At 66.3% G+C, this 18,882-nt stretch carries 17 protein-coding genes; 13 read left to right on the top strand and 4 right to left on the bottom strand.

The genetic code is table 11. The annotated features are described in order from the left end of the window. Positions 1–146 precede the first annotated feature (146 nt). Positions 147–446: a hypothetical protein gene (locus U0S50_RS09130; protein ID WP_322308465.1), complete on the top strand. Its 300-nt coding sequence runs from the start codon at positions 147–149 to the stop codon at positions 444–446. 27 nt (positions 447–473) lie between these two features. Here the strand turns inward: U0S50_RS09130 and U0S50_RS09125 are convergent, their stop codons facing one another. After that, a complete protein-coding gene (locus U0S50_RS09125) occupies positions 474–1,142 on the bottom strand; it encodes a class I SAM-dependent methyltransferase (protein ID WP_322308464.1) in 669 nt (222 codons plus the stop codon). 48 nt (positions 1,143–1,190) lie between these two features. Further along, the gene (locus U0S50_RS09120; protein WP_322308463.1) at positions 1,191–1,880 is read right to left on the bottom strand and encodes an AraC family transcriptional regulator; all 690 of its coding nucleotides are present in this window, start codon (positions 1,878–1,880) and stop codon (positions 1,191–1,193) included. Positions 1,881–2,049: 169 nt separating this feature from the next. Between U0S50_RS09120 and U0S50_RS09115 the strand changes: the two genes are divergently transcribed. The 12 genes from U0S50_RS09115 to U0S50_RS09060 all read left to right on the top strand — a co-directional run bounded on the left by U0S50_RS09115 (position 2,050) and on the right by U0S50_RS09060 (position 14,033). Continuing rightward, the gene (locus U0S50_RS09115) at positions 2,050–3,243 is read left to right on the top strand and encodes a DUF932 domain-containing protein (RefSeq protein WP_322308462.1); all 1,194 of its coding nucleotides are present in this window, start codon (positions 2,050–2,052) and stop codon (positions 3,241–3,243) included. Positions 3,244–3,366: 123 nt separating this feature from the next. Next, a complete protein-coding gene (locus U0S50_RS09110; protein WP_322308461.1) occupies positions 3,367–5,541 on the top strand; it encodes a ParB/RepB/Spo0J family partition protein in 2,175 nt (724 codons plus the stop codon). Between the two features lie 201 nt (positions 5,542–5,742). Further along, complete coding sequence (locus U0S50_RS09105) at positions 5,743–6,777, top strand: toprim domain-containing protein (protein ID WP_322308460.1); 1,035 nt, start codon at positions 5,743–5,745, stop codon at positions 6,775–6,777. Positions 6,778–7,091: 314 nt separating this feature from the next. After that, the gene (locus U0S50_RS09100) at positions 7,092–8,021 is read left to right on the top strand and encodes a DUF2493 domain-containing protein (RefSeq protein ID WP_322308716.1); all 930 of its coding nucleotides are present in this window, start codon (positions 7,092–7,094) and stop codon (positions 8,019–8,021) included. 235 nt (positions 8,022–8,256) lie between these two features. Then, positions 8,257–9,000 (top strand): LuxR family transcriptional regulator, encoded by a 744-nt coding sequence (locus U0S50_RS09095; protein WP_322308459.1) that lies wholly within the window; start codon positions 8,257–8,259, stop codon positions 8,998–9,000. A 77-nt stretch (positions 9,001–9,077) separates the two neighbouring features. Next, a complete protein-coding gene (locus U0S50_RS09090) occupies positions 9,078–9,689 on the top strand; it encodes an acyl-homoserine-lactone synthase (RefSeq protein ID WP_322308458.1) in 612 nt (203 codons plus the stop codon). A gap of 10 nt (positions 9,690–9,699) precedes the next feature. Beyond that, complete coding sequence (locus U0S50_RS09085; protein WP_322308457.1) at positions 9,700–10,611, top strand: phytanoyl-CoA dioxygenase family protein; 912 nt, start codon at positions 9,700–9,702, stop codon at positions 10,609–10,611. Next, on the top strand, positions 10,608–11,231 hold the full coding sequence (locus U0S50_RS09080) for a GntR family transcriptional regulator (protein ID WP_322308456.1): 624 nt from the start codon (positions 10,608–10,610) through the stop codon (positions 11,229–11,231). Before U0S50_RS09085 ends, U0S50_RS09080 begins: the two co-directional genes overlap by 4 nt. A 97-nt stretch (positions 11,232–11,328) precedes the next feature. Next, on the top strand, positions 11,329–11,451 hold the full coding sequence (locus U0S50_RS09075; RefSeq protein WP_322308455.1) for a benenodin family lasso peptide: 123 nt from the start codon (positions 11,329–11,331) through the stop codon (positions 11,449–11,451). A 70-nt stretch (positions 11,452–11,521) separates the two neighbouring features. After that, complete coding sequence (locus U0S50_RS09070) at positions 11,522–11,644, top strand: benenodin family lasso peptide (protein WP_322308454.1); 123 nt, start codon at positions 11,522–11,524, stop codon at positions 11,642–11,644. Between the two features lie 50 nt (positions 11,645–11,694). Continuing rightward, the gene (locus tag U0S50_RS09065; protein WP_322308453.1) at positions 11,695–12,345 is read left to right on the top strand and encodes a lasso peptide biosynthesis B2 protein; all 651 of its coding nucleotides are present in this window, start codon (positions 11,695–11,697) and stop codon (positions 12,343–12,345) included. After that, positions 12,342–14,033 carry an asparagine synthase-related protein gene (locus tag U0S50_RS09060; RefSeq protein ID WP_322308452.1) on the top strand — a complete coding sequence of 564 codons (1,692 nt, stop codon included), beginning with the start codon at positions 12,342–12,344 and terminating at the stop codon, positions 14,031–14,033. The genes U0S50_RS09065 and U0S50_RS09060 overlap by 4 nt, the downstream gene beginning before the upstream one ends. Here U0S50_RS09060 and U0S50_RS09055 read toward each other — a convergent pair. Both U0S50_RS09055 and U0S50_RS09050 read right to left on the bottom strand, forming a co-directional pair. Further along, positions 13,940–15,895 (bottom strand): Atxe2 family lasso peptide isopeptidase, encoded by a 1,956-nt coding sequence (locus U0S50_RS09055; protein WP_322308451.1) that lies wholly within the window; start codon positions 15,893–15,895, stop codon positions 13,940–13,942. The two genes, U0S50_RS09060 and U0S50_RS09055, sit on opposite strands and share 94 nt — an antisense overlap. Before the next feature lie 11 nt (positions 15,896–15,906). Next, on the bottom strand, positions 15,907–18,837 hold the full coding sequence (locus U0S50_RS09050; protein ID WP_322308450.1) for a TonB-dependent receptor: 2,931 nt from the start codon (positions 18,835–18,837) through the stop codon (positions 15,907–15,909). Between the last annotated feature and the right edge of the window lie 45 nt (positions 18,838–18,882).

Here is an 18,882-nt window from a genome sequence, read left to right as displayed (position 1 = left end):
CCTCGCCGGACGGGTCGGCACGAGGGCCGCTGGCGGCGTTCATCGCGCAGGCCGCCCGCCCTGCCGATGTTCGCGGACCGAGGGGTGTGAGTTCAGGCGCCGTTCAACGCCAGGAAGGCCAGATCGGGCCTTGAAGGAGAAACCAGATGCGCAAATTCAGCCTGATGGCGGCGGCCCTGCTTGCCATGGCGATCCCGGGCACGGCTCTCGCCCAGCATCATGGCGATCGCGGCAGTTCGTATCGCGGCCATGACGCGCCGCGGGGACATGACCGGGACTATCGCTCCAATCGCCACGACCGCCCCTATTATGGCAGTGACCGCCGATATCGGTCGCATAATGGCGGATATTATCGCGGCGATGACTATCGCTACGACCGGCGCGACCGGCACGAGCGGCGGAACTACAAGCGCAAGCAGCATCACCATCACCGCCTTCGCCACTGACGGCGCTGCCGCACCTATGCGGCGCGTCTAGGCGAGCGGACGCCGCGCGCGGTAGATCGAGATCGATCCGGTCGGCGTCTTCACGACACGGGCTTCCTCGACATCCGCGAACCCGGCGGCGTCGAGGAGCGGTGGGATGCAGCCCCGCGCGTTCGGCTCGGTGTATTCGAACCCGTCAAGCCATTGAATCTGACGGAACAGCATCCGCATCAGCGCCGAGCGTTGCTCGCCATAGTCGGCGAGGATCAGCTCGCCGCCGGGCCGGAGGAGCCGGACCATCTGGCTCGCGATCGCCTCCTTCACCTCCATCGGACATTGGTGAAAAACGAGACTGGAGACGATCTTGTCGCAGCTCTGGAGCGGCTCGATATCGTCGAGCGCGTCGCCCATCGCTTCGAACCAGCGGATGCTAACGCCGGCCGCCTCGGCCTTCTCGCGGGCTATCGCGAGCACCGCGGGATCGGGGTCGACGCCGAGGATCTCGGTTGCGGGCGACAATTGCTTCAGCGCGATCGCGAGCGTGCCGGTGCCGCAGCCGATGTCGACGATCCGCTCGCCCGCGGCAGGTGCAGCGAGACGAAGCAGCTCGCCGCGCCAGCGCTTCTCGCGCGTCATCAGCGCGATGGCCGCGTCGTAGCGTTCGAGCGAACCGCCCTTGCCGAGAGCGGGGACGAAATCTCTGTCTGTGTCTGTCATGGCGGCGGCCTTAGCAGCCCGCCCGCGGTGCCCGCTTGAACGGAGGGGCTATGCCTCGAAAAGCAGGTCGGTCGCCCGGACCCCGAACATCGCCTTGATCGTGCGCGCGAAATGGGCGCTGTCGCTGAAGCCCGCAGCATGCGCCGCCTCGGTCGCGGTGGCCCGTCTGCCAAGCGCCTCGAACGCCACCCGCATCCGCCGCCACAGCACATGACGCTGGAATGGCATCCCCACCTCCTCGGCGAACAGATGGCGGAAGCGCCCCAGCGAGAGCCCCGCTTCGCGCGCCGCGTCGGCAAGCCGCACGGACCCCGTCGGTATCAGGCGGTCGATCGCGGCCAGCGCCTGCGAAACGCGCGCATCGAGCGGCGTTCTCGGGCTTCGGGCTAGCCAGTCCCGCCAGAAGGCCGAACCGCCCTCCTCGGAAACGAGAAGAGGCGCGGCAGCGGTCAGACGCTCGACCATGGCCGGCGGCGGACCGAAGCCCGCGGTCGGTTCTACGAACCACAGTTCGGCGTCCGCCGCGGGAAGCAGCCGATGCGGTGCATTGGGTTCGATGAGCAGGCATCGGCCCTCCACATGCTGGTCCCGCGCGTCGATCGCCGCGACCGGCTCGCTGGAAAACACCGCCTGCGCTGCGAAATGCCGGTGCGCCACCGCGTCGCCGACCGATCCGGTCCAGACCGCATAACAGTCGCCGAGGCGAAGCCGGCCGGTCCAGAGCGAGATTTCGGTCATAGTCGGCGCATAGCAGGCCGGGAGGGCGCGCGTCACCTTGGCTCGGTCGCGGCCTGCGCGCCGCGCCCTGGCCGGCCGCCTGCGGCGGCCGAAGAGCGAGAGGCGAGCCGGGAGATGTGACGGATTGGAACCGGGAGAGAGTCTCCCGGGTCCGTCGCGGAGACCTGACATGACCCTTCCCATCCTCGCCGAACCCCAGGCCACTTCCCCTGGTTACAAGGTCGATATCTCGCGGGGCCAGCGCATCGGCCGCGTGTCGTCCGAATGGTTCTCGCGCCCCGACGACGAGCGCTATCTTTCACTGAATGAGCTCTACGCCGCGGTGCGCCGCCGCGCAGAGGCCGCCTCGACCCGCACTGTCGAGACAAAGGCGATCCGGGTGGTCGCGGCCGCCGACGAGCCCGAGCGCCTCAGCCTTCTCCTTCCCGATCGCGAGGCACCGGTCGCGCCTACCCATTGGTCGTTCGGGCAGCTTTGCAGCCTGGTTGGCGCGCCCTCGGGCTATTTGCGCCAGCTTCCCGCGGCGCTCGCCGGCATCAACATGCAGCATGGTCTGCTCGCGCATCGCGGCGAGCTGGTGAAGACGCTCGAGACCGGCGATGGCCGGACCGAGCTGCGCGCGGTGACCGGCCCCGACTATGGCCGCATCTGGGATCATGAGCTGGTCGCGGCGGTCATGAAGATCGCGGGCACCGGCACCGGCGACACGCGCTGGAAGGTGCCGGGCCTGCTCGACTGGACGACGATGCACCACAACCCGTTCGTCGAGGTCACGAAGGACACGACGACGCTCTACGCCAGCGATCGCGATGTGTTCCTGTTCCTGGTCGACGACGCCAACCCGATCGAGGCGGGACGCTTGCCGAATGGCGATCCCGATCTCTTCTTTCGCGGCTTCTACTGCTGGAACAGCGAGGTCGGCTCGAAGGCGCTCGGCATGGCGACCTTCTATCTCCGGGCCGTCTGCATGAACCGCAACATCTGGGGCGCCGAGGGTTTTGAGGAAATCAGCATCCGCCACAGCAAGTTCGCGGCCGGTCGCTTCGCCCAGGAAGCTGCCCCTGCGCTGGAGCGTTTCGCTGCCTCCTCGGCCGGGTCCTTCGTCAACGGGATCAAGGCATCGCGCGCGGCCATTGTCGCGCGCACTGACGATGATCGGCACAGCTTCCTTCGCAAGCGCGGCTTCTCGAAGGGCGAAACCGACCGGATCATCCGCAGCGTATTGAAGGAGGAAGGGCATCCGCCCGCGTCGATCTTCGATTTCGTGCAGGGAATCACCGCGCTCGCCCGCGAGCGGCCGCACCAGGACGCGCGTCTCGATCTCGAAGCGAAGGGCGCGAGGCTGCTGGCGTCGGTTCACTAAATCACCGCCGCTCGCACAGTCCGGCGTGGCTCTTTCCCTCAAGAGGGAAAGGGCTGCGCCGGTCCCATGACGGGCCAGGAGCCGGGAGAGAGTCTCGCGGCGGCTCGTCATGGAGAAGCAGCCATGACGAAACATGCAAAAATCTCGCTCAGCGGCGCGAAGGAAATTCCCTTCAATTCGCTCATTCTGAGCCAAGCCAATGTGCGGCGCGTGAAAGCGGGTGTGTCGATCGACAGCCTCGCGGCCGATATCGCGCGGCGCGGCCTGCTCCAGAGCCTCACGGTGCGTGTCGAGCGCGACGGCGAGGGCAATGAAACCGGGCGCTATGAAGTGCCGGCCGGCGGCCGCCGCTTCCGCGCCCTTCAGCAGCTCGTCAAGAAGCGCCGCATGGCCAAGACCGAGCCGGTGCCCTGCATCGTCCGCGAGGATGACGAGGTCTCGGCGGAGGAAGATTCGCTCGCCGAGAATATCCACCGCGAGCCGTTGCATCCGCTCGACCAGTTTCGCTCGATGCAGAAGCTTGTCGAACAGGGCAGCGACATCGAAACCATCGCCGCGACTTTCATGGTCACCCCGGCGGTCGTGAAGCAGCGCCTCAAGCTCGCGTCGGTGTCGCCGAAGCTGCACGACGTCTATGCCGAGGACGGCATGACTCTCGAACAGCTCATGGCTTTTTCGGTCGCGAGCGATCACGCACGGCAGGAGCAGATCTGGGAGATGCTGCAAACCAGCGGCAACCAGCAGCCCTGGTTCATCCGCGCGCGGTTGACCGAGGACAAGGTCCGTGCCTCGGACAAGCGCGTCCGCTTCGTCACCCTCGCGGCCTATGTCGAAGCCGGCGGCCATGTCCTGCGCGATCTCTTCGAAACCGACGATGGCGGCTGGATCGAGGATGTCCCGCTGCTCGACCGGCTCCAGTCGGAGAAGTTCGACGCCGAGGTCGCTGCGATCGTGGCTGAAGGCTGGAAGTGGGTCGAGACCGCGGTCGATTTCGATTACGGTCATACCTACGGGCTCCGCGCGATCGACGGCGAAGCCCCCGAGGCGAATGAGGACGATCAGGCGCGGATCGAAGCGCTGCGCGAGGAAGCCGACCGGCTCGAGGATGAATGGGCGGGCGCCGAGGAAGTCCCCGACGAGGTCAGCGCCCGGATCGAGGCGATCGACGAGGAAATCGCGCCCTTGGTTTCGAAGCCGTTGATTTACGACCCGGCCGAGGTCGCGATCGCCGGCACCTTCGTCAGCATCGATGTCGACGGGACGCTGCATATCGAGCGGGGCTATGTCCGGCCCGAGGACGAGCCCGAAGTGGAGGCGGTCGGCGACGAGGCTGCGGAAGCAGACGGCGAGCAGGCCGAGGGTGACGCTGGTGGGACCGACGAGGCCGGTGACGGAACCGGCGAGCGACAGGAGGCCGAGCGTCAAGACGAGGATCCCGACGATCTTGTCCGGCCGCTTCCCGACAAGCTCGTCACCGACCTGACCGGTCACCGGACGCTCGCGCTGCGCGATGCGGTCGCACGATCGCCCCAAGTCGCCTTCGCCGCGATGCTCCACACGCTCGTGCTGGAAAGCTTCTACAGCTATGCGTCCTCGGCGAGCTGTGTCGGCATTTCGATGCGGGGCCACTCGCTCGTCGGCTATGGCAGCACGCTGAACGATACCGCCTCGGCATTGTCGATCCGCGAGCGGCACGAAGGCTGGTCGGAAAGGCTCCCCGACGCGACTGCCGACCTCTGGGACTGTCTGGCCGCGCTCGACGCGGACGCGCAGGCGGCGCTGTTCGCGCATTGCGTTTCGTTCGGCGTCAATGCGGTGTGGGAGCCGGCGACCCGCTACAACGAAGGCCGGGTATCGGCCCGCGCGGTGGCGAGCCGGATCGACCACTCGAACATCCTTGCGCGCGCGGCGTGCCTGGACATGGTCGAAGCCGGCTGGACGGCGACCGTCGCCAATTATCTCGGCCGCGTGACCAAGCCCGCGATCCTCGACGCGGTGGAGGAGGCCTGCGGCACCGAGGTCGCCGGTCGGCTCGGGGGGATGAAGAAGCCCGAGATGGCCAGCGCCGCCGAGGAGCTGCTGAAGGGCACCGGATGGCTCGCACAGCCGCTGCGCACGCCGCTTCTCGCGGAGCCCGGCGAGGAACCGGAGACGGTCGCAGCGGGCGAGCCGGATTCGGAGACGGAAGCCGACGAGGCCGCCGTCGCCGCGAATGACGACGAACCCGGCGCGGCGGGGAACGAGCGTCATGAGGATGACGAGGAGGGCGACGATCTCGCCGCCGTCGCGGCCGAATAGCGCTGCCGTCCGCCTGATTGGGAAGTCCGGCGTCGGGCCGGGCTTCCCATTTTTCCGCACTCCCCTTGAAATCGGACGCGTCCGGGCGAACATCCTGATGGCATCAACCGGCAGGGGCTGCCGGGGCCGGCATGTTCGCGCGCAGCTTTGATCCGCCAGCGATCGGAGCGCGAGAGGATGTGTCGCTCGAAGGAGCCCCCTATGCCCACGACCGCAGCCGACATTGCCCGCCGCCTCGCCGACGACGCCGAGGCGGTGTGCCGCCGCTACCTCTCGAATGGACGCCGCGAAGGCCACTACTGGATGGTCGGCGACGTCCACAACAATCGCGGACGCAGTCTCTATGTGCGTCTCTCCGGTCAGGGCGACGGGCTTCGTCAGCCCGGCAAATGGACCGACGCTTCGAGCGGCGACCATGGCGACCTCCTCGACATCATCTCGGCCAGCTGCGGCCATGCGCGCTTCCGCGACACACTCGACGAGGCGCGCCGCTTCCTCAGTCTGTCGCCCGAGGAGCAGGCCCCGCGCAATCCGGCGCCGCGCAAGTCAAAGGCGGGGACAGCTGAAGCCGCACGCAGGCTTTGGGCCGCATCGAAGCCGCTCCAAGGCACGCTTGCCCGCGCCTATCTCGCCGGCCGCGCGATCGCCGATCTGCGCGACGACGCCTGGCTCCGCTTCCATCCTCACTGTTTCTACCGTCCGTCCGACGAGGATGATCCGCTCGTCCGCAGAGCATGGCCGGCGCTGATCGCGGCGGTCACCGACGATGCGGGCCGGGTGATGGGGGTCCACCGCACCTGGCTCGACCCCGCCTCCTGCGACAAGGCCCCGGTCGCCTATCCCCGCCGCGCCATGGGGCATCTGCTTGGGCATGGCGTTCGCTTCGGGTCGGCCGGCGCCGTGATGGCAGCCGGCGAAGGCATCGAGACCATGCAGTCGCTGAAACAGGTCAGCCCCCTGTTGCCGATGGTCGCGGGCCTGTCCGCAGCGCATCTCGGCGCGCTCGAATTTCCCGAACAATTGCGGCGCCTCTATGTCGCGCGCGACGACGATCCCGCGGGGACGGCCGCGCTTGCCGCGCTCCGCGACAGGGCCGCTCCGCTCGGAATCGAGGTCTTCGGACTCGAGCCGGCGCGAGGCGACTTCAACGCCGATCTCGTCACGCTCGGTCGCGAGCGGATGGGCGCTTCGCTGCGGAGCCAGTTCCAGCCGGGTGATCGCCACCTTCTGCAATGAGCGCGGCGCCGGTCCCGGAAAGGGGAAGCGGGAGTATGGTCCGCCGTCTGCCCTTCGAAAGGCCACGCTCCGGCCTTCGCAAGAGGGCGACTGCGGCGGGCGACATCGAGCCCGCAATGGCCGCCGTGCGGCTATTTTCCGCCGGGGCGCGGGGCGCCCCTTTGCATCGCGAGGCAAAATAGCCTTCGGCCCGCCATCCTCCGCTCATCGCTCCGGCCGCGGCCGTGCCGTCCGCGGTGCGGTTCGCTCCCGCCCGCCGCCCTGCGTCGCCGCGAAGGCCGCGCGAGCGCGGCGATGCTCGAAGGAAGACGATGATGGCCCATGTTCCCGATCCCGACACCCCTGCCGACACCGGCGCCACCCATTTGCTGCTTCAGGAGATGCAGCTCTTCGGCCACCGGCCCTATGAAGACGAACCCGATCCCCGCCCGCTCCCCGAGCCGAGGCTCGCCGCGGGCGCCGTCGCCGACATGTTCGACGGGCTTGCCGCATGCCTCGAAGAAACGCGGCTCGAATCCGATCTCGAAGATCTTCTCTGGAACCTCGTCAACCTGTTCCACCGCGCAGGCGAGCGGGTCGAACGCACCCTCGACGACAATGAACAGCTCCAGCGCAGCCTCCAACGCGAACAGGATGGCAGCGAAATCCGCTCGGTCGAACTCGAGAAGGCGACGCAGCAGGGCATCAGCCTTATCGAACGGCGCGATGCGATGGAATTCTTCCGCGAGGCCGCCGCCGAGCAATATCGTCTCCACCTCCGCAAGGCGTGGGCACCGCGCGCGGGGTCGCGGGTCCACCATCGAATGATGACAGCGTCGCTGATCGACAGCCGCGATTTCCTCGACGCCCGGCTGCGCGAGAAGGCCGCGGCGCTGATCCCGGCGGGCACCCGCATCCTCTTCAGCGGCGGAGCCGACAGCGACGCGCATGCGGCAATCTGGGATGCCCTCGATCGAACCCGCGCGCGGCACCCCGACATGATCCTGATGCATGGCGCGACGCCCACCGGCGCCGAACGCGCAGCCGCCTGCTGGGCGGAAAACCGGGGTGTCACACAGGTTGCCTTTCGGCCCGAGTGGGGCAAACATGGCAAGGCCGCCCCGTTCAAGCGCAACGACCGCATGCTCGATGCGATGCCCGTCGGCATCATCCTCTTCCCCGGAACGGGCATTCAGGACAATCTCGCCGACAAGGCCGCGAAACTCGGGCTGCCGGTCTGGGATTTCCGTCAGAGAAAGGGCTGACGGAGCGGCATTTTCCGGGGACGCCGCGCAGATAGCCCCAATCTGGTTCTTTCTCGCGAATATATTTGTAATATATTCTAAGGGCCTACAAATTTACATCATTGTAGATCGTCCGGGCCAGGGACGTTCGCTCGTCGCCGGTTGGTCCCATTGAGAGGGATGCGCCAGCCGGCCATGGAGGGGCAGGCCGCTCGCCTGACTTGGCGACAGCGATTGGTGACTGCCATGGGTCGCAATGCCGACAATGGACGCCGCGCGGGCTTTCGAGCACGACGTCATGCATGTCGAGGACGAGGCCGGACTGGCCGCTCTTCTGGAGGAGGTGTGCAAACGGCTCGGTTGCAGCTGGTTCGCGCTCAGCCATCATGTCGACTTTCTCGCCGCCCCCGATCGCGGCATCCGCGTCCATAATTATCCCGAGGACTGGGCGCTCTGGTTCGACCGGCGGCGCCTCGGCATCTCCGATCCGGTCCATCGCGCCAGCCAGCGCAGCGCGGCGGGTTTCCTGTGGCACAATATGGCGCGTTACGATCCGCCGCGCGAGGGCGATGCGGAGATATTGGAAGAGGCCCGCCGCCACGGGATCGGCGATGGCGTGACCATACCGGCGCATATTCCGGGCGAAGCCCATGGGTCGATCTCCTTCGCCTGGGAGCCCGGCAGGGCGGCCATTCCGGAAGCGCTGGCCTTCGTGCGCTCGATCGGCGGGCCGATCTTCGAGGCGGCGCGACTCCTCGCCAACCCGGGGCTTGCGAATCCGATCGCGCGCCTCACCGACCGGCAGCGCGAATGCCTCATCTGGGCCGCGAAGGGGACGCCGGTCTGGGCGATCGCCCGCATCGTCGGGCTCAGCCCCGACACGGTGAAAGAGCATCTGAAGAACGCCCGCGCGCGCTACGACGCGAACGGCGGGACCCTGCTCGCGGTCCGGGCGCTCTATGATGGCGACATCAGCTTCGCGGACATCGCCCAGCGCTGACACCCCCCAATGATGGTATGGCAGACCGCAAAAAAGCGGTTCAATTGGAACGCCTCTTTCAAAACGGAGGCGATATCATGTTACTTGTCATCGATCACAACAATCGGGCGATGCAGCATCAGGCGCTGCGCACGATGTTCGAAGCGCGGAAGCGCGTGTTCATTGATCTTCTGAAATGGGACCTGCCCGCGCTTGCCGGCCGCTACGAGCTCGACCAGTTCGACGATGTCCACGCGACCTATCTCATGGTCACCGATGGCGACGCCAATCATCTCGCATCGGCGCGGCTCCTTCAGACCACCCGGCCGGCGCTGCTCGATAGCCTGTTTCCCGAGCTTGTCGCAGGCGCCATTCCCCAAGGACCCGACGTCCTCGAAATCACGCGCTTCTGCCTGTCGCCGGGGATCGGTGCCAGGCGACGACGCGAGGCGCGCGACACGCTTCTTGTCGCGCTCGCCGAGCATGCGCTGGACAATGGCATTTCGACCTACGTCGGCGTCGCCGATCTCGCTTGGTTCCGGCAAATCCAGACCTTCGGCTGGGATTGCGACGCGCTCGGCGCGCCTGTGCTGCACCGGGGACAGGCGCTGACCGGCCTTCGCATCGACATAGATCCTTCGACGCTCGCCAAGCTCGCCGCCGCCGGCATCGCCGCCGCTGACGGCGCGATTGCCGCGCACGCAGCATGAGGAGGGCGCCATGAACTTCGAAGCAATCACCGACATCGCGCGGTCGCCGATCGATCCATCCAGCGCCCGCCTCATGGACGACGGCTACGCGATCCTTCGCGGCGCGGCGCCCGCCGACCTCCTCGGCGCGATCGCTGCCGATCTCGCGCCGCGCTACGCCGCCACCCCTTTCTGTGAAGGTGGGTTTTACGGAGAGCGCACCAAGCGTTTCGGACGCCTGCTGATCCGCTCGCCGCACATGGCGGCGCTCGTCATGAACCCGGCGATCCTCGCGTTGGCCGAAGCCGCGCTCGGACCATGGTGCGAGCGCATCCAGCTCAACCTCGCCCAGGCGATCGAGCTGCACCCCGGCGCGCTCGCGCAATTTCCGCATCGCGATCAGGATATGTGGCAGGGGTCGCTTGGCGAGGTCGAATATCTGATCAACGTCATGTGGCCGCTGACCTCCTTCACGGCAGAAAATGGCGCGACGACCATCTGGCCGCGGAGCCATGGGGTCGAGGCATTGGTCGAAGAGCCCCCGGAGCCCCCGATCGTGGCGGAAGCTGAGCCGGGCGACGCCATCATTTTCCTGGGATCGACGCTGCACGGCGCCGGCGAGAACAGGACCCCGGACGTCCGGCAGGGGATCATAGTGAGCTACTGCCTCGGCTGGCTCAAGCCATATGAAAATCAGTGGCTTGCCTATCCGCCTGAGATCGCAGGTAAATTTCCGCGCGGTCTCTCCGAGCTTGTCGGCTACACGCAGCATCGCCCGAACCTCGGGAACTTCGAGGGTCAGTGCCCCTCTATTCTGTTCGATGGCTATCCCGACGACCCGGTTGCCGCAGTCGACGCGCTGCGCCCCGATCAGAATGCGCTGCTTGCAGATTATGTGGCCGCGCAAAGCCGGGACGGCGGGAACGGGGTTCTGGCGGCATGAGCCCCGGCGCTACCATGGAGCGCGTCTACCTCGATCTGAAGGCGCGCGTGCTGGCCGGCGAGTTCGCGCCGGGGGCGCGGCTCGACCCGTTGCTACTCTCGCGCTCGCTATCGGCAAGCGCGACGCCTGTTAGGGACGCCCTCAACCGGCTCTCGGGCGAGAGGCTTGTGGAAAGTTGGCATCAGGAGGGCTTTCGCCAGCCACAGCTTGCCGAAGGGGATATCTCCGACCTCTATATCTGGGCGGGCTCTTTGCTGTCGCTCGCTCTCAAGGGGCGCACACCGATGCCCGAGTCGCCCGATGGCCTGATCGAGCTCGCGACTCACGATCGCTATTCGGAGGGTATCGATCGGCTGTTTCGGACGATTGCGATCGGCAGCAGCCACCGCGAACTTCGCTATGCAATCGTCAATGTGATCGAGCGTACTGCCGCTATTCGTGAAACGGAGGCCGCGGTCGATGAGCGCGCGGCGCACGCGCTGGCGGCGATGTCGGAAGATTATCGTTTCGGTCGCTGGAGCTCATTGCGCAACAAAATCACGCAGTTCCACCGTCGGCGGGTCGCCTTTGCCAGCCGGGTCGCGGCGCGGGTGCGGCCCCGCTCGCAGCCCCTTAGATAATATTCGACCGATATGAGTCGTATAAAATCCCTATCCGATACGGTCGGCGTAGCTTTCTCGGTGCCGCAATCCCGCGGCATTCGGAAAGGAAACGGTCATGGATCGTGAAACCAACGACCTCGTCGAACTCGGCGCCGTCACCCGCGACACCGCCGGCCAGAAGGGTCTGCCCTTCGAACAGGGCGGCCTTCAGAACATTCCCGGCCTGAGCCAGGAATGATCGCTGGACCGGGAGCCGTCTCACGCCGGCTCCCGGGACCCTTCCAATCCGGACGACGGAGGATGTGACTATGGAACGCGACACGGAAAATCTCGTCGAACTCGGCAGCGTCAGCGACGACACCGCGGGCGACTGGGGTGTCGGCTTCGAAATGGGCGGGCGGGTGCATGTTGCCGGCCTGGCACAGGACTGAGCAGGACCCGGGAGCCGCGCCTATCGCGGCTCCCGCTTCTGCATAGGACCATGAGCTGGGCGCTGGCACCGGGTATCGGATATTGTGAAACGGGCGGCGAGCTCGTTTTCCTCGACCTCGCTCGTGATCGCTATTTTGCACTTCGCGGCGCCGATCGGGCGTCGTTCGAACGCTTGCGCGCCGGGGAGCCGAACGACAGCGAGGCAATGACCTCGCTCGTCCGGAGCGGACTGCTGGCCCGAGCCGAGGGCGGCCGCTGCCTCGACCCTGCCAATGTGGACGTTGCCGGCAAGGACCTTGCGGCACGAGACGACGGGTTCGGCATTGGCGCGGGCATTTCGGCGACCCGCGCACTCTACTGGGCGCGCCGGGCGATGCGGCCTTCGCAGATAGCAGGCACCATCGCCCGTCTGGCCGAGAAAAAGCGCACCATCTCCGACGTAGATGATGAAAGCGACATCATATCGATCGCGGCCCGCTATGCCGCGAGCCGCTGGATTGCGCCAATCTCCCCTCGCTGCCTCGTGGACGCGCTTGCCCTCGATCACATCCTCCTCGCGCGAAACCTCCGGGCAACGCTCGTTTTCGGCGTGCGCACGCATCCATTTGCGGCACATAGCTGGCTCCAGACGCCTTCGACCGTGCTAACCGGCACAGCTGCGGAAGCTCGCAACTTCACTCCGATCCTGGTTGTCGGATGAAGCGCGGCGTCCTCGCCTTCTTCGGGGAGCGACGCGCCGGGATCGGCGAAGCGGCGCATCGAAACCAGCTGCTGCCGATCGAGACCTTCCCGGGCCTGTCATTGTACGCCGGGCGCGAACTGCGGGCGCGCCGGATCGCCGATGGATCGTTCATCGTCGGAGACATTTTTTCGCGTCGTGGCAGCTCCATTGCAGAGACCGGCGAGGGGTGGGGCAATTTTCTCGCCTTCTGTCAGAATGGTTCGCGCTTTTTTATCGAACGCGCGCCGATGACCGGTATGCCGCTCTACTGGGCGCGGCACAGGGACGGGATCGTCTGCGCGAGCCATTTGCCGCTACTCGATGGCCTGGCGATCGCGCGCGGCATCGACTGGACGTTCGTTGCGCATTGCCTGGCTTTTCGGAATTTGAGGACCGAGCGCACCGGCTTGGCCGGCTGCGCCGAATTGCTACCGGGGTCGCGGCTGGCACTCGACGGCGGCGAGCTGGCTATCGAACAGACATGGACGCCGTGGGACCATGTCGACAAGCCGAACTTCGTCTCCGCTTCGGAACTGGCGTCGGCGCTCGAGCGGCAACTCCTTGCGTGCACATCGGCTTTGACAGCATCACGGCGCGATATCGTCCTCGAGCTCTCCGGCGGGCTGGATTCGTCGATCGTTGCGGCCACCCTCGCGAACGCGGGCGCGGAATGCTCGGCGATAACCTTTGCGACCCTCGATGCCGATGGCGACGAACGGCCCTACGCCCGGGCGGTGGCGGAGCGCTGCGGCATGGCACTTTGCGAGGTCGAGCATGACGACCGGCTGATCGACCTCGCGGCACCGCCTGCGCATCGGCATTTCCGACCCGGCGCCTATGCCGTGCTCGGCGGGATTGATCGAGCCTTCGATGCGGCGGTCGGTGAGCGCGACGTCTCGATAGTCGGGGGCATCGGCGGAGACAATGTCTTCGCCTTCGACAACACCGTCGCCCCGATCCTCGATGCCGCGAGCCATTTCGGCCTTGGCCGGCGCGCGTTCACCGCTATGCGCGACGTCGCCCGGGCGTCGAACGCTTCGCTGTGGGATGCCGCAAAGCTGTCCTGGCGGGCATGGTGGAAGGGGCCGCGCCAGCATTGGGAACGGGATTATAGTTTCCTGGCGCCGGATGCGGTCCCCGACGAGCCATTTCGGCATCCATGGGATGAGGGCGGAGCAGCTGCCTCGCAAGCGAAGCGCAATCACGTCGAGGCGATACGGCGCATCCTCGATTTTCTCGACCGGCCCGGGCGATGGTATGATCGCGACGTCGTCGCGCCGCTGCTTTCGCAGCCGGTCGTCGAATTCTGCCTGGAGGTGCCGAGCTGGACGTGGGTGTCCGGAGGACGCGACAGGGCCATCGCCCGCGCGGCTTTCGCCGATCGTTTGCCGCCCGAGGTGGTGTGGCGCCGGGGAAAGGGGCGGATCGAGTCTCTATGCGTGGCGGCCTATCTCAAGCAGCGGCCGGCGCTGCGCGAGCTATTGCTCGGCGGGCGGCTGGCGGATCGCGGCCTCCTCGACCTGCCATCGATAGAGGCCTATTTCGCACGCGACAATCTGGACGGCAATTTCGACTATTTCCGGCTGCTCGAAATCGCCGACGCCGAACGCTGGGTCCGGTCGACCGAAGCCGCGTTCGAGTGCGGGCCAAGCGTCGACCAGCGCTGATACTGTTGCACCTTTGCCGGATCGGGATCGATGGCTCCCGTTAGCCAATAGCGAAACCAGTCGAGATTGCGCTGATAGGCCGCCAGCTTCTGGCGTGGCTCCACCTTGATATGCGGCGCGAAGGGGAAGATGTGCATTTCGCCCATTCGAGCCGACGCCAGCTTGCTTTGCAGTTCGATCGCCAGCCGCGCCTCATGTTCGGGGAGTTGCATGAGCACCGGCGCCTTGAGGCGGTCGAGATTGGATGCGGCCGACATATTCCGCCACGCGGCGCTGTCCTGGTCGGGCGGTCCGAGCTTCCAATGCGCTTGAAGATTTGCCGTGAACATTTCGCGCCCCGGCCGGGCATTGAACCAGTAATAGGCCGGCTCCATCTGCACCGAGGCGATCGACACCGCCCTGAGCAGATCGCTGTGCGTCGCGGTCCACATGCTCACCTCGCTGCCGAAGCTGAGTCCCCCCATTCCGACACGCGCGGGATCGATGTCGCCGTGCTCCGCGAGATATCCGATCGCGGCGCGAACGGTTTCGAGACCGATCTCGTAGCTTGCGCGGGCGGAAGCGCCGCCCGGTCTCGCATTGATGCAGAGAGCGGCGATGCCGTTCGCAGCGAGCGCACGAAGCGGCCATTCGTCGCCAAGGCCGCCGCGTAGCCATCCGGAGCAACGATAATAGGTGACGAAGAGCGGCAGCCGCCCGGGGATCTTCGGGCGAATGAACACGCCCGACGCACGGCTGCCGCTCACCTGCCATGCGATACTTTCGGCAAGGAGCCCATCGCGGTCAGGATCTGGATTGGGAGTATCGACGATCGTCTTCGTGCCGTCGAAAGCGAAGCGCACCAGGCGTGGCGCCACCTTGGCCCCCGCCTCGACGCAATAGAGCGCGGAGTTCGACGCGGCGCACGGGACAGTTTCGTCGCGGCCACCCGAGATCAGGCCAGTCGAGGCGGCGAGGGGTGAGAGGGTCGCATCGGCCGCGCTCCACAGGAACAGTTTCTGCCGGAAGCCATTGTCGCGAACGGCCACGGCGATGCGCCCGTCGGCAAGCGGCGTCATCGAGGTCAGGCGCCAAGCGAAGCCATTGCATCCCGCCGGCTCCGAGCAGGCATCATGCGCGCGAAGGAGAGCCTCAAGCGCTTGCGGTGCTGGCGTTTCGGCGGGCGGTGTGAGTGCCTCCAAATCCGGGGCATCGGGGGGCTCTGCCGAGCCTGTCGCAAGATCGAAGCGGAAGACGCTCCGCGGACGATCCGCCAACAGCGGCACACGGTCGAACCACTCACCCGAGAAACGCTGTGTGGCCGGTCGCCCGTTGATCAGCGCGCCGCGGAAAAGTGGCTGTGCGAGGTCCGTCTTGCCGTCTACCAAAACACCGCTCTCGCGTTCGACTTCTTCCGCGCGGATGATTTCGCCGCGCGCCGGTCCCTCCCTGAAAATGAGGGCGCCATCGGGGGCAATAGCGAAGGTCTCGATATCGCCCTCGCGCTCGACGAGGCGGGTGAAACCCGATCCGTCGATATCGCTTCGCCAGAGCGCGACACGGCCATCGACCAGCGCCCGCACGATGATCGTCTTGCTGTCGGCGGACCATTTGGCCTCGCCGGGTGTCACGGTGCCGACGTCGTTCCACATCGCCGTGCCGAGCCGGCCGAGCGCGCGCGGGGGCGCCGTGCCGTCGCTCCCGACGAGATACCAGTCGACGTCGATCCGGTTGCTGGCCGTCGATGGCCGTTCGATGCGGTAAACGACCCATTTGCCGTCCGGCGAGGCAGAGAGGCCTGATATGTCGGCGGTCTCCGCGATCTCGCGCGGGGTCGTCTGACTGGCCGCGGGCGATGCCGCGGCCAGCAGGAGAAGTGCCACTGCGGCGCGTTCTACCACCGAACGGTCGCCTGCAGCGAAATCATCCGCCCGAGCGGATTGGCCTTCTCGGGGTCGTAGCCGAGGGCCGAGGTATTGCTGCGATTGGTCACATAGGGCGGGTCGAGGTCGAACAGATTTTGAAGGCTAAGTGCAAGCGTGAGACCGCGGTCACCCTCGCCGTTGCCGATGCGCTGCGCGATCGTCAGGTCTACCGTTGTCCATGACTTGACCTGTTCGACCGGAGTGACGATCTGGTTCGTGTAGCCATCGATATGGTTGACGAAGGCGTTGGCGGAGAAGCCGCCCCTTGACCAGCCAAGTCGGCCGCGCAGCCGCCATTTGGCTGGGTTGCCGTAGGTTCCCACGACATCGGTCGCGGGTGCCCCGGGAGTCAGCTGCCTGTCGATCGAGAAGATGTGGCTGCCTGCCAGTCCGACGTCAATGATGCCGCCCGCGACTTCGGGCGCGTAGCCGACATCGAAATCGAGCCCGCGCTGCCGCACAGCCGACAGGTTGCGGATTTGCCCGTCGAGGATCGCCACGATATCGGTCGGCGCGAGCCCGAACGGATTGCTGAAGGTTGGTGCGTTGAAATAGCTTTGCACGAGTGCGAGCGGAGGATTGTCTATGATGACCCCTCCAAACACGTCGCGGTTGGAGAGGAAACGGAGGAAATCCTCGCTCGCGGTGCCTATGCGGTTCTTGTAGTCGACGTCATAATAGGTGAGCGATGCCTTGAGACCGGGCAGCGACGGCGGGGCAATATCGAAGCCCGCGGTCCATGTCGTGGCCTCTTCGGGGCCAATGCCGGGCGCATAGCCGAACAGCGCGAGGACATTGGAAAAGCCGGTCGGCGATGCCGGGTCCGCCGACACGAAGGTCGTGTAGAGCGAAACCGCGGGGCCGATCAGCTCGTCGAACGCCGGGGCGCGGAAGGAGGTGCCGTAGGAGCCGCGAAGCGCAAAGCCATCGGCAATCTCCCAGCGCACGCCGAGCTTCGGATTGGTGGTCCGCCCGAACTGGTTGTAGTCCTCTATCCGTCCCGCGAGCGAGAGGTCGAGTTTGCGGATTCCGGGCACCGCATTGTCTGCGCCGAAGATCGGCACGAGCAGTTCGGCATAGGCCGATTTGACGTGGCGCGGTCCGGGGAGGCCGGCGAGTGGTTCGATGAGCGGCGCAGCGAAGCTGATGTCGTTCGTCGTCGTGTAGCGATAGCGTTCGCGGCGGTATTCAGCGCCGATGGCGAGCCGGACATCGCCGCCGGGAAGCCGGAAAAGTGGCCCATCGCCGCGCAGCGCCGCCGACCAGCTTTCATAATCATCCAGCGTGGAATAGCTGCCCCTGATGCTCGCGATCGTTGCCGGGTTGTTGGCGCTGCCGGCGCCGAAGATATTGAAGGCGGTTGCCGGATTGGTGTCGGCCAATGCGGCGCGGAGGCGCGCGCGGTTCGTCGCATTGATCGTCTCGGCCTTGCCCTTCTGGCGGCCGTAAGTGCCGCCAAGCTGCACCCGCCAATCACCGAATGCCTGCTCGAGGCTGGCATTTGTCGTGATACCGCGAACCCGGCCGACGTCGAGCTGCGGACCAAGATCATTCACGAAGCTATAGGCGACAGTCACCGGCTGGTTGGTTCCGATCGGGTCGACATAATAGGGATTGGTCACGGGCACGGTCGCGGCCTGGAGGAAATCGCCGATGCCGACCTTGCGATAGCGACGTTCGGCCGCGAGCAGATTGGCGCGGAAGGTCAGGCTGTCGGTCAGGTCGAACTCGCCGGCGGCATAGACGCTATGCGTGCGCTGTCGCGGCAGCAACTCGCTCTCGGCGCGCGCGTCGCGGCGATTCTGCACCCCGGCGAGAAGGGCCGCAGCGTCGAGATTGCGTCCATCCTGCCCCGCGGGAATGCCGAAGATCTGTCCGTTGGCCGCGGTAATCGTGCCCGGCACGGCAAAGGTCGAGCGAAAATCGGGACCGCCGAAGGGGCGGAGGTCCTCGGTCGCGAAATCGCGCTTGCGGGCGGCGAGCGCGCCGCGCTGCGAATATTGATAGGCGAGGGTCAGATGCGCCCCGTCCCAGCTTTTTCCGAAAAGCTGGCCGAACTGGACTTCGGTCATATCGCCATCTGCTGTTCCGGCGCGAAGGATCGTCTCGGCACCCTCGAAGCGGCTGCGCAGCCGCACATTGACCACGCCGCCCACCGCGTCCGCGCCATAGATGGCCGAAGCACCATCGGTCAGCACCTCGATCCGTTCGACCGCGCTCATCGGAATAAGCGAGATGTCGGCAAAGACACCGCCGATGCCGCCGAGCGCGGGCCGCGCGCCGTCGATCAGGACGAGCGTCGAGGAGGCGCCCAGCCCGCGCAGGTTGATGCTCGACCCATAGGTCGCATCGCTACCGGCGCCGTTGCGCGTCGTCGCGCCGAGTGTCGTTTCGGTGGGACCGCCGCCGAAATTCTGCGGCAGCGACTGGATGAGCTGCTGGACGGTGCTATAGCCGCTCTTCTCGATCGCATCGCGGTCGAGGGCGGTCATCGGCGAGCCGACGGGACCCGCCCCGCGAATGCGCGATCCGGTGACGACGATCGCTTCGCCTGCGCCGTCAGTCGATCCAGCCACCGCTGCATCGCCGTTTCCCTCTCGAAGAACCCAGGCGCCTTCAACGAGTTCGACCGTCAGGCCGGTGCCGGAAAGGAGACGCGAGAGGGCGGCGTCGGGGGAGAGGCGCCCGCGCACGCGGGCGCTGCGCTGGCCCTGGAGCAGGCTCGAAGCGGCAACCACCTCGCGGCCGGAGATATCGGAATATTGCCGGAGCGCGTCGCTGAGTTTCTGCGGCGCAATGTCATAAGTCTGCTGCGTGCCTTGAGCACATGCAGCCGGGGCATAGAGCGCAGTGGCCGACACGCCCGTGGCCAGGATCGCCGCGAAATATTTGATGATCATTCATCCCTCCCATGCGGCCGGTTTTGGCCGTCTGAAGGAAAGAAA

The sequence above is a fragment of the Sphingopyxis sp. genome, assembly GCF_034380315.1.
Taxonomy (GTDB): domain Bacteria; phylum Pseudomonadota; class Alphaproteobacteria; order Sphingomonadales; family Sphingomonadaceae; genus Sphingopyxis.
The sequence above is the reverse complement of the archived record's forward strand: the minus strand, read 5'-3'. Positions and strand labels throughout refer to the sequence as shown.